Source organism: Aquirhabdus parva, from assembly GCF_003351745.1.
Lineage (GTDB): Bacteria > Pseudomonadota > Gammaproteobacteria > Pseudomonadales > Moraxellaceae > Aquirhabdus > Aquirhabdus parva.
In genome coordinates this window covers 2,471,998-2,484,468 of sequence record NZ_CP031222.1, presented here as the reverse complement: position 1 = coordinate 2,484,468, position 12,471 = coordinate 2,471,998, and the positions used below count along the sequence as shown (strand labels likewise).

At 46.2% G+C, this 12,471-nt stretch carries 7 protein-coding genes; all 7 read left to right on the top strand.

Features of this window, described 5'->3' with window-relative positions; translation table 11 throughout:
- Window positions 1-311: 311 nt before the first annotated feature.
- Window positions 312-704 carry a twitching motility response regulator PilG gene (pilG, locus tag HYN46_RS11200; RefSeq protein ID WP_114899469.1) on the top strand — a complete coding sequence of 131 codons (393 nt, stop codon included), beginning with the start codon at window positions 312-314 and terminating at the stop codon, window positions 702-704.
- 21 nt (window positions 705-725) lie between these two features.
- Window positions 726-1,091: a response regulator gene (locus HYN46_RS11195; RefSeq protein WP_114899468.1), complete on the top strand. Its 366-nt coding sequence runs from the start codon at window positions 726-728 to the stop codon at window positions 1,089-1,091.
- Between the two features lie 72 nt (window positions 1,092-1,163).
- A complete protein-coding gene (locus tag HYN46_RS11190) occupies window positions 1,164-1,688 on the top strand; it encodes a chemotaxis protein CheW (protein WP_114899467.1) in 525 nt (174 codons plus the stop codon).
- Window positions 1,689-1,888: 200 nt separating this feature from the next.
- A complete protein-coding gene (locus HYN46_RS11185) occupies window positions 1,889-4,036 on the top strand; it encodes a methyl-accepting chemotaxis protein (protein WP_114899466.1) in 2,148 nt (715 codons plus the stop codon).
- A 28-nt stretch (window positions 4,037-4,064) separates the two neighbouring features.
- Window positions 4,065-4,949 carry a CheR family methyltransferase gene (locus HYN46_RS11180; protein ID WP_114899465.1) on the top strand — a complete coding sequence of 295 codons (885 nt, stop codon included), beginning with the start codon at window positions 4,065-4,067 and terminating at the stop codon, window positions 4,947-4,949.
- Window positions 4,933-5,205 carry a hypothetical protein gene (locus tag HYN46_RS11175; RefSeq protein WP_114899464.1) on the top strand — a complete coding sequence of 91 codons (273 nt, stop codon included), beginning with the start codon at window positions 4,933-4,935 and terminating at the stop codon, window positions 5,203-5,205. The genes HYN46_RS11180 and HYN46_RS11175 overlap by 17 nt, the downstream gene beginning before the upstream one ends.
- Entirely contained in the window at window positions 5,202-12,470 is a 7,269-nt protein-coding gene (locus HYN46_RS11170; protein ID WP_114899463.1) for a hybrid sensor histidine kinase/response regulator, read from the top strand. The genes HYN46_RS11175 and HYN46_RS11170 overlap by 4 nt, the downstream gene beginning before the upstream one ends.
- The last annotated feature ends 1 nt before the right edge of the window (window position 12,471 follow it).

Here is a 12,471-nt window from a genome sequence, read left to right as displayed (position 1 = left end):
CTCGTCCTGAAGTAATATCATAAATCGCAATTCCTTTGCGAGTAGATGCAATTATGCAGCCAAACTTTAAATTATGGTATGACTAAAAATAAGGGCATGTTTATGATTTAGGTAAGAATCGCAGTAAAAGTTATGGTGGGGTGGGTGAGAATAGGTCGTAGGTGAAAATAAAAATAACTTAAACACTGGTTTAGTCTCTCTGAACGTTTTATGCTACACAAAATAATACTCTTAATCGCCCATAATCCGTCAGGAATGGCGATTTAGTGAGTACTAGTTTGCAACTTCGTACTATCAGGAAGATGACTAAAATGGAAGAAAGTTTTGATGGACTGAAAGTGATGGTGATTGACGATTCCAAAACGATTCGTCGAACAGCTGAAACTCTTTTACAAAAAGCAGGATGCACGGTTCATACCGCTGTCGACGGATTCGATGCCTTGGCGAAAATCGCCGATACACGCCCCGATATTATCTTTGTCGATATCATGATGCCGCGTTTAGATGGCTATCAGGCTTGCGCTTTAATCAAAAACAACCCCGCGTATCAAAAAACACCTGTCATCATGCTATCTTCAAAAGATGGATTGTTTGATAAGGCTAAAGGACGTATCGTTGGTGCGGATGATTATTTAACCAAGCCATTCAGCAAGGAAGAGCTGTTTAGTGCAATTCGTCAGCACGTCGTTGCAGGCGTCGCATAAAAAACATTTAAGGGTGGTGTGATGGCAAAGATTTTAGTGGTAGATGATTCCCCAACGGAGACGTTTCGTTTTCGTGAAATGTTGCAGCGCAATGGTCATGATGTACTTGAGGCAACAAATGGTGCTGATGGCGTGGCACTGACACTTGCTGAAAAACCAGATCTTGTACTGATGGATGTGGTCATGCCGGGCATGAATGGATTTCAGGCGACGCGGCAAATTTCTCGCGGTGTGGAAACCAGCCATATTCCTGTCGTGATTGTCAGTACCAAAGATCAGGAAACGGATCGTGTTTGGGGAAGACGTCAGGGGGCGAAGGATTATTTAACCAAGCCAGTGGATGAGGCGATGTTAATTCAAGTGATAGATGGGTTGTTACCTCGATAAAGAAGAGTTTTCTATAGGGATGTTATTGATCATCGCTCGTATAGCGTTGGTGGATCATTAGGATGATTAAATATGGCTGCTAAAGGATTTATTCAGCTCCTACGTCTTTCAGAAAAAGGCCGTCGTCGTATTCAACAAGATCAAGAAAGCCAATCAGACCGCTGGTCTGGGGTTGCGTTCATGCTTGCAGGTCAACGATTTGTCGCACCTCTGGGAGAGGTGGCCGAAGTTCTTCGTGTACCCGATTATTCACCTGTTCATGGTGTACAGCGCTGGTTACTCGGTCTTGCTAATGTACGTGGTCGTTTACTGCCTTTGACCGATCTGGCTAGTTTCACAGGGGTGACGGCTCGCGATAGTCTACAGAGTAAAGTTATGGTCATCGATCATGGTGATTTATTCAGTGGCTTAATCGTCGATGAAGTACTTGGTATTCAACATTTTAGTAAAGCATCTTATGAGACTGAAGTGACTGATGTCGCAGCAGGCGTTTCGCCGTATGTGCAAGGTGGTTTTTTTCGTACTGGGCAGCATTGGCATGTATTTATGCTCAGTCGATTAGCAGCAGACCCGCGATTTTTAAGTGCGAGTTTGTAGTGTGTTCTGCACATGAGATAAAGATTTGATCCTTTGTTATTGTTGGTTTTGGTTGTTTGGGGTTTGTCAGCCTAAGTATTTAGACTGTAATGAAATTTTCGTCGTCGATCATACGAATGCAAGTTCGTAGCGGCGCTCTAGCGTTCACGTCGGTTGAGTCATGGATATAAACTCAATGCGATAAATATGGAGTAGTGACAATGAGTTTTCGTCGTTCGAATGTAAGTACTAATGTCAAAAAGAAAATAAATACGAATGCTTTGAGTCATCAAGCCTCAACAGCGAAGCAACGTTTGACTCAGTATATTGATCAGATTGCAGGGTCTTTTGGTGATGCGAAAAAGGTCAAGCCTTTATTGCTACTCGCTATTTTAGCCCTAATTCTGTTTTTGTTTTCGCTCATCTACTTAGCATATACCGTTCCCAAAAGTAACAAAATGGTTCGAGATGTGGGTGAGTTACGCGTGCTCTCTGAGCAGATTTCAAAGAATGCGAGTGAGGCTTCCACGGGAAGTTCGGATGAGGCATTTAAGCGTCTTGCAATATCTAAAAAGAAATTCCATGATCGTTTGGAAAGCTTAATTTCTAATTATGGATCCAGCAATGATGATATGAAAGCTGTGCTGGCTGCATGGAAAGGCACAGAGCTTGGGGTTAATGATATTCTGACAAATCAGGATCTCGTGAACAATTTGCATGATGTCGGTGTACAAACTCGTGATGTAGTGCCGCTCATTCAAACCAATTACAACACGATCACAGATCAGATGGTGAAGTCGGGTGCACCTGCGAGTCAGGTTGTTTTTGCGCGTAATCAAGTTCTATTATCTGAACGTATTCTGAAATCGATTACGGTGGTCTTGTCTGGTGATACGACGGCAATTTCGTCCGCATCAGGATTCTCAGATGATGCGCAAACCTTTGGTAAAGTGCTGCAAGGTCAGTTAAAAGGGGATGCCAGTTTAGGCATTCAAGCTATTACTGATCCGACCGCACGAACTGCACTTGCCGCCGTTGAAAAATCGTATACCGATGTATTGAACCCTTCTGCAGTAAAAATGTTTATCAGTTCGCCACAAATTACTCAGGTCCGTGATTCAGCAAAAAATCTATACGCAGCATCGGCGGATCTTCTAAAACGTCTCGATACTTTGTCGGGATCTGTGCAAACGAAATATCCGACTATTCTTCCGAGTGCTTTGATGTTATTAGGTTTGATTGGGCTTGGTTATGCGTTGATCAAAATGTTTATGATGCGTGGTCGAATCGATCAGGAACGCGCGATGGCTGATGCGCAAAAAGAAGCAGAACGTGCGCGTAGCATTCAAGCCGAAAGTGAGCGTAATCAGACTGCGATTTTACGTTTGCTCGATGAGTTGGGTGATCTTGCGGATGGTGACTTGACTGCAAACGCTACAGTTTCTGAAGACTTTACTGGGGCGATCGCGGATTCGGTTAATTTTGCGATCGACCAGTTGCGTTTGCTGGTTTCGGCGATTAATACCACCGCTCTGCAAGTTGCGGGCTCTTCACAAGATACCCAGCAAACCGCGATGCAGTTGGCGGAAGCTTCTGAACATCAAGCGCAAGAAATTGCGGGCGCGTCGGCCGCGGTGAATGAAATTGCGGTTTCTATTGATCAGGTTTCTGCCAATGCGATTGAATCAGCTGCCGTTGCTGAACGTTCCGTGGAGATTGCTGTGAATGGTGGGGATGTTGTTCAGCGTTCAATCGAAGGTATGAATATCATCCGTGACCAGATTCAAGAAACTGCGAAACGTATTAAACGTCTGGGTGAATCTTCACAGGAAATCGGTGACATCGTTTCGTTGATTAACGACATTGCGGATCAAACCAACATTTTGGCGTTGAATGCAGCGATTCAGGCTTCGATGGCCGGTGAAGCCGGTCGTGGTTTTGCGGTGGTTGCGGATGAGGTTCAGCGTCTTGCTGAGCGTTCAGCTGGTGCAACCAAACAGATCGAAGGTTTGGTTAAAGCCATTCAAAGTGATACCAATGAAGCGGTTATCTCCATGGAGCAAACAACCTCTGAGGTCGTGCGTGGAGCGGGTCTTGCACAAGACGCGGGAATTGCACTCGATGATGTTCAGAAGGTTTCCAGAACGTTGGCTGACTTGATTCAAAATATTTCGTCAGCAGCGCGCCAACAGGCAGCTTCTGCAGGCCATATTTCGAACACCATGAATGTCATTCAAGAAATTACGACACAAACAACTGCAGGGACCATGGCGACCGCACGTTCAGTGGGTAACTTGGCTGAAATGGCAGCAAATCTACGTGAGTCCGTATCAGGCTTTAAATTGCCTGATGAACTGACTGTGCATTGATGCTTGGATGGCTTAACTTGTGAAAACAATGATGACGCCAGCATTGACCAACCTCAGCATTCAGCCCAGCCATGCTGCGGGATCTGCTCGAGAAAAGTTTGATGATGAGCAATATGCACTCTGGCGCTCATTGATTGAGTCACGGATAGGCATGGTTCTGCCTGATATTCAACGAGGTTTGTTTGAGCTGCGTGTTGGGGATCGTATGCGGATTTGCGATCTCAGTTCAGCATCCTACTATCAGTATGTTCAAACCAGTGCGGTAGAGTGGCAGCGTTTGGTCGAAGATTTAGTCGTGCATGAGACGGCTTTCTTTCGCCATTTACCTTCATTTGAACTTCTTGAGCAGAGGCTACCTTTGTTTAAGGGGGTTGTCCATATTTGGAGTGTTGGCTGTGCGACAGGCGAGGAAACATGGTCACTCGCGATGCTTGCCGAGGCACATGTCACTCAGGGCTATAGTGTGATGGCAAGTGACATCAGTGATGCAGCACTCGCGACAGCACAAGTGGGGCGTTACTCATGGCGTAAGTCAGAACGCATCCCCCTGCTTTATCGTCAATTTTGTGTTGCGTTACCTGAGTCGACACAGGCATCGGTCGCGCATTTATTTGCACTTACACGGCAAGATTGGCAAGTGAGCGATGTACTGCGAGAACATGTCTTTTTTCATCGCCTTAATTTGATGGACAGTGGGCAAGTACCTTTTCGGCGCTTGCAGGTTATTTTTTGCCAGAATGTTTTGATTTATTTTCGTCAATTTGATCGTCGAGATATTTTGGATGCGTTGGTGCAACGTTTAGAGATTGGTGGGCTGCTGGTACTTGGGCCTGGGGAGATGGCGGATTGGGATCATCCAGCCATGATGAGAATTAAACATGCAGGGACGTTGGCATATGAACGAATTAAATAAGGATATCAGCATGATGTATGCTGGCATGGGGTTTGGGCGAATTCTCTTGATGGCTTTGCAAACGATAATACTCAATATGCAATCGATTTTTTATAGAACTTGTACTGAGAAAAATTATATAAAACAAAGATTAAAATCAATGTTTAATGTGACTAATATTATTCATCATCTATCCAATTCTCATGAAGCTTTCTGCGACTATGTATTGGATTTGGTGTTATTAGCGGCGAATCGCATCAAGAGCAAAACATTATGAGTCTTCAGCAGCCTTATATCGCCCTCGACTGGGTTAAAGATGCACTTGATGAAACGTTAGCTCAAGTGCAATTTACGTTACGCGATACTACGCCTCAGGCATTAATCGATGCATTCAATGGTCTACATCAAGTCAGTGGCACACTACACATGGCTCAATTGGATGACACCTTATTATTATCTGAGACTCTGGAAAGGGCGCTGGATAACGCCATATCGGGTCGGATCTCATTTTTAAGCATTCAATCTGTCGTGAATGAATCGGTTGCGCTGCTAATCGAAGAGCTTGACTACTTACAACGGACGAAGAGCAGTCGCAATGTTGCGCTGTTTGCTCAAGTCGATAGCATCAATAAACAGTTGATTCATAGTTCGGCTGATGCGGTGTCAGTTGTCAATCACGCTAAATTTAAGCCTGATTTTTCTCTGTTGGATGAGCAGTTTGTTGTTCAGCCACAAAGTCTGGAAATTCAAACGAAATTGACACAAGCCTATCAGCACTTCCTCAGTCTATGGTTGGCTGGGGATCAGTCAGCCCCTGTCTTACAAGGGCTGGCTCGTGTCGCAGGCTTACTTCAACAAGGGGCGCAAACTAAACAACAAGCTGCATTATGGCAAGTCGCTGATGTCTTCCATCAGGCGATTGTTGCTCGGCAACTGCAGGATAATGATGAACTGCGATCATTGCTTATTCGACTAGAGCGGTCACTTGTTCCACTTGACCGTACCCATCCTGAAGATGAAGAGCTGCTCTTAGGTGATTTGCTGCAAGCGCTTGATCCAAAGCAGGTAAGTGATCCACGCGTGCAACAGTTACGTCAGTTCTATGGTATGGAGTTACCTGCGGATCAGGGAACTTCTCACTTGTTGTTGGATTCTGCACTCAGACAGGTCATGAATGCCCGTGAAGGCTTATCTGTTAATCGAGACACCGCTGCTATTGCACTTCGCGAATCTATTCGCTTACTTCATGTCTCGGGTTGGAACAGTCTTGCACTTGATGCGCAGGCTCAATTGGATGCTTTACTGACTAAATATCTACATGATGAGGCAGTGATCAAGGGTCTTGCACTTGACCTCACCGCGTTTGCTGATCAATTACAGCGCACGATTGATTTGACCGTGCTGTCCAGTCCGGTTTCGGATGAGAGTCTGGTGGAGAATGCTCGCCATGCTGCAGTCCGTGAGTCACGTGCTGCTCTTGAAAAAACCAAGTCTGCACTCGCCATCTATCATCAGAGCCGCGGTGATGTTGAAGCGTTAGAATCGGTGCCAGAATTGCTTGGTCTGGTTCGTGGGGCATTTGAAATACTGGGACTATCCCGTGCAGCAAATTTATTGTCTGCGTCGGTTTCTGCGATACAAACCACTGTCTTGGTTGCGGGTTACAAACCGCATTGGAAGCAAGTAGATTTGTTGGCGGAGCTGGTTTCTTCCATTGAGTATTATCTGGACCAACTCGCAGGACATTATCAAGATGAAAGTATTCTTGATGTGGCTGAGAAAACCTTGGCAGAGTTTAAGCAGCCTCAAGGTCAGGCTGAGCCCGTACCCGTCGGTGGTGCAAAGTTGTATCACGATGAAACGACGCTTGCGATGCTAGGTTTTGTCGAAGAGCAAGGCGATACGCTCTTTAATCCAGAATTAGAAAACGGATCAACTTCCGATACTCAGAAAAATGTTGTTCTTGAAGACATCAGTGCTGCAGCGAGCCATCTTGCTGCGGTGTCTAGTGGTCAGGATTTTGGCCTTGATGATATTCATGCCGAAGCGACCCATGAAGATATCGTTCCTCCAAATCCTTATAAAGATGATTTTGGTCAGGATGATGAAATCCGCAGCATTTTTATTGAAGAAGCCCATGAAGTATTGGATAGCATTGCAGTCCATTATCCTAAATGGAAGCTGGATTTTAAAAATGAAACCGCCCTTAAAGAAGTGCGCCGTGCATTTCATACCCTTAAAGGGTCAGGGCGCATGGTTGGAGCGCGTACGGTTGGCGAGTTGGCGTGGTCTATCGAGAATTTGCTGAATCGGATTATGGAAGGCAGCATTGAGCCTTCGAATCAAGCGACCCTATTGATTGATGATGTGTATAAAACCATCCCCGTTTTGGTGACCAGTTATACGAATAAGCGTTTGAATAGTGCTGAAATCATTCATCATGTTTTAGGTGCGATACAAACTGCTGAGGCGCTGACGCAGCGTCAAGTGCCAAGTCAAGGACAAAGCACAGCGATTGTAGCTGATGACGATGAGTTCTTATTGGATGAGAGCCTAACTACAGAAGAATCTTTGTCAGAAGATCAGTCTAAAGAGAATACGCCAGCCATTCAAGCACCCGCCGCTGAACCTCAAAATGTAGTATCCAAGTCGAGTGCAGGTTTTAAGAAAGAAGCGTTGCCGTTGGCCTTGTTGAATAGCCATGCCCCGCAGGTGATCCCAAACGATGATCTGGTCAGTTATTTTGGGGATGATGATGCCGTTCGTGAAATTTTCTTAGAAGAGGCTGAGGAAGTTCTGCAGGAGATTGCCGAGCAATTTCCTTTATGGGCCGTCAATTTTGATAATCAATCGGCACTTGAAATTATCCGTCGTAGCTTTCATACCCTGAAAGGCTCGGGTCGTATGGTTGGTGCTCATGTGATTGGGGAGTTGTCTTGGTCCATAGAGCGTCTCTTGAATGCCATCCGAGAGCATACCGTCACCGCGAATCAAAGTATGGTACAGCTATTGGGCGAAGTGATTGCTCTGATTCCTGACCTGGTTAAAGACTTCTCTGCACAGCGTGCACCGAGTATCAACGTTCTGCCCATTGTTCAGGCGGCTTGGCTCTTACGTGATGGCCACGCCTTAAGTTCAGGGCAAGTTCAATCAGCAGTTTTAAATGCGGTTGATCAATCGGCAGATGAGCTGGATGATGATACTGCGACGAATACTGACTTTGATCAAATGGCTGCCTTGTTAAGTGACTCTGAAGCCCTGTCGGAAGCACCCTCACAAGCTCAACATGCACAAGTGGCTCAATCAGCTATTGTGCCAGAAGAGATTTCTATTGATGAGTTAGATCCGCAATTGTTAGAGATATTTGTCGGAGAGGCCGAAGGCTACCTGCACGATATTCAGCAGTTTGCGATGCAAGCGATGAGTGCACATTCTGATCAAGTCATGGTAAGCGATGTATTGCTGCGTGCATTACACACGCTTCGTGGTAGTGCGGGAATGACTGGAATTGAATCAATTTATCAACTTGCGCATGTGATGGAACATGAGTGCAAGCGTTTGATGCGCGAGCATCTGCCGATAAATGATGATCATATTGATGCATTAATCGAACTGGTTCGTTTGACCAATACACAGTTGTCGATGCTGAAATCTGCTCATATGCCTGAGCTTGATGCAACGGGCTTAGCCTTTATCGATCATGTTGAATCGATGAGTCCTCAAAAGGATCACGCTGGGGAGGCGAGCCCTGTCTTCACCGGTCTAGTCACAGAACTGATGGATATCGGGATCGATGAGGTACTGGATGCTGAGTGGACGCTAAAGGATCATTTTTCAAAGCCCGATACGCTCACCTATATTGCGATTATGAATGAGCAGTTAGAGCATTTGGCTTCAGCAGTGGTACACGTGCCCATTGCCCCTTTGAACGACTTAGTGATCGAGCTGTACCAGACCTACAAACATCTAAAAGCTCATCCTGCGATTGTTGATGCTGCACCTCCGGCATTGATTGATGATTTGCTTTCTGCGCATGGAACTCTGACACGCATGTTTGACTCTCTTGCAGCAAGTCAAGAGGTGCAATCAGAGTCTGATGTGCTTGATGTACTTCGTGATTGGCAACGAAAAGTGGAAGTACCTGCAGACGCGATCAAACCGCAATATCTGCCTAAAGTATCTGAGCCGACTCCGATCGTTGAAGCGCCTACAGAGGTGCCGTCTGTTACTGCGGTGGAGTCTCAGCCTAACGTCGCTGCCACTTTAGAGTATCCCGTTGATCAAGAGAACGATGCGGAGTTGCTTGAAATTTTCATGGAAGAGGCTGAGGAGCTTATTCAAGAAATTGATGAAAGCTTCTCCTTATGGGCTGCTAGTCCCAGTGACAGCGCCCCCCTCAAAGCATTACAGCGTCACTTGCACACCTTGAAAGGTGGCGCGCGCATGGGGCGCGTACAAAGCTTGGGCGATTATACCCATGAGCTTGAAACGGTTTATGAGCGTTTGGTTGAAGGTCGTACTCAAAGTTCGGACATCCTTGTGAAGTTCTTACGCCATGCACAAGATCAGGTGGCACAACAAGTCGACCAATTGAGTCAGCTTCAGCATTCATTTTTTACACCAACAGAAACCCGTACATTACAAGCGTATATCAAGTCTTCTAATGAGCAGGTTTTACAAGACTATTTTGATCTGTTGGAATCAATCCGTTTAGCGGGTACTCCAAAAGAAGTGATCGCGACTGATGCACCAGTCCGCAGTCTAGATGCTGAACCCGTAGTCCAAAAAGTAGCCGTATCGCACGAGCCTGCTGCTGAAAAAGAAACGCCGAAACCTGTTGAACCCACAGCGGCAAAACCCTCCATAGTTGCTTCTGTTGTCTCTGCTGTCGCATCAAAAGTGGTCTCGGTTGTTAGACCTAATCCAGAGGCAGTGCTTTCAACTAAAACTACCCCTAAAGCACCGAGTTCACCGGTTGTTACGAAGCCCGTTGATGAGGCACCACGCTTGGGTCAAATGCAGGTCCTAGCAGAAGCATGGGATGAGGGCAGTGCACCCGATCCTGAAGTTCTCGAGATTTTTCTGGATGAAGCGGCAGAAATTATTAATCAGACCAGTCTGCAATTGACTGAATGGCTTACACTTGTATCCCCAGAATCGGGTCAGACACAAGATAATCCAAAAAGTAAGTCATTGTTGAAAGAGTTACAGCGTAATCTGCATACGTTCAAGGGCGGAGCGCGGATGGCTGGTGTCACTGCACTAGGAGACTTATCCCATGAGATGGAGTTTGTTTACGAGGATCTTGCCTTAGGTAAGACGCCAGTCACTGTTGAGATTGGCCAGCTTCTGAATCAAAGTCATGACTGGTTAGCGGATTCGGTTGCGATCCTCGATCGTGGTGAACGTCCTCAAACACCACAAGTATTGATTGATGCATTACGCTTATTCCGTAAGAACCCAGCATCACTGGTGAGTACGAAGATTGAAATTCTTCAAGCCGTTGTCCATGATGTTCAGGCTGACGTAAACGCGGACGAGCCAGTTGCTTCGTTGAAAGTATCCATGACGGATCATGTTGTTACTGAACCAAAAGTGAATAGTGGTGTAGCAGCCGATTTACCGCCAATCGAAGGGGCTTTTCCAAAACTGGATACCCTAGATGTCTCCTCATCAGAAATGGTGCGTGTTTCTGCGAATCTCATGGACAAGATGATTAATCTTGTGGGTGAAAATGCCATTAACCGCGCGCGAATTGAAATGGGACTGACCGGAGTCGCTCAGATCGTTGACGAAATGGGCGCTACGATTAAGCGGATTGCTGAGCAACTGCGTCGGATGGATGGCGAGCTCGAGTCTCAGATTATCGCGCGTCACCAAGAAGATCTGGGATCGCTCTCCAGTGGCCAATATCAAGACTTTGACCCGCTTGAAATGGATCAATATTCATCTATCAATCAGTTGTCCAAGTCTTTGGCAGAGTCCGTCTCTGACTTACTTGATTTTAAAAATACCCTCGTTGAAAAAGCGCGGGATTCAGAAAGCCTACTTTTACAACAATCTCGAATTCAATCAGAGTTGCAAGAAGGCTTAATGAGTTCACGCTTGGTTCCTTTCTCACGTCTGGTCCCTCGATTGCAGCGTGTTGTACGTCAGACCGCAACTGAGCTGGGTAAGTCAGTTAATCTGGTCATCCAAAATGCTGAGGGCGAGCTGGACCGTAGTGTACTGGAGCGGATGATTGCGCCTTTGGAACACATGCTGCGTAATGCGGTTGATCATGGTCTGGAATCTGCAGATGACCGGATCAAACAGCAAAAGTCAGAGAAAGGCACTATCACCTTGTCCGTACAACGTGAAGGCAGTGAGGTGATTTTAACCTTGCAAGACGATGGTGCAGGGATTCATGTTGAGGCAGTACGTCAACGTGCGATTGAACGTGGCATCATAAATGCTTCAGCTGAATTAACTGAACATGAAATCATGCAGTTAATTTTCCATGCCGGACTCTCCACAGCCAAGCAGGTGACTCAGATTTCGGGTCGTGGTGTGGGTATGGATGTCGTGCAAAGTGAGATTCGTCAGTTGGGCGGTGTGGTGACTGTTGACTCCGTTGAAGGGCGCGGAACGACATTTACCTTACGTTTACCTTTAACCGTTGCTGTGACCGATGCACTACGTGTACGCGTTGGCGATCGTACCTTTGCCATTTCATTGTCGCAAATTGAACGTATTGTCCGCGTAAGTCCAGATGAACTGGCAAAATTCTACGGTTCTCAACAAGAGTTATTTGAATTTTCAGGTAAGCCTTATCGCTTGCGTTATTTGGGCGAGTTAATCGGTGGTCAGACATCACCCACTTTGTATGGGCAGATTCTTCCATTACCGTTATTGATTGTGAAATACGAAGGTCAGCAAGTTGCGATTCAAGTCGACCAATTAGTGGGATCACGTGAAGAGATTGTGATTAAGCCCGTTGGTTTACAACTCGCGAGTGTCAGCAGTATCTCTGGCGCGACGATTCTGGGTGATGGTTCAGTCGTTATTATTCTCGATCTTGCCGCGCTTGCGCGTATCGCAGCCAGCCAGACCCGCGTGTACACCACAACAACTCGCGAAGTGGTTGAAACGTCATTGAGCTCTTCGCAACAGAAGAAAGTCATTATGGTTGTCGATGATTCTGTGACTGTGCGTAAGGTGACAACGCGCCTGCTTGAACGCCAAGGCTATCAAGTTGTACAAGCTAAAGATGGTGTCGATGCGATGAGTAAGCTTGAGGAAGTCCATCCCGATCTGATGCTGCTTGATATTGAAATGCCGCGTATGGATGGTTTCGAAGTCGCAAATCTGGTTCGTCATAATCCACGGTTGTCTGAGCTGCCTATCATCATGATCACATCACGGACGGGTGAAAAACATCGTGAACGCGCCTTTAGTGCGGGTGTGAATGGCTATATGGGCAAACCATTCCAAGAGCAGATTTTGCTTGAAAACATCGCAGAGCTTTTGGCTGAGTCGCAGTCGGCTCATAGGACAGCATAGG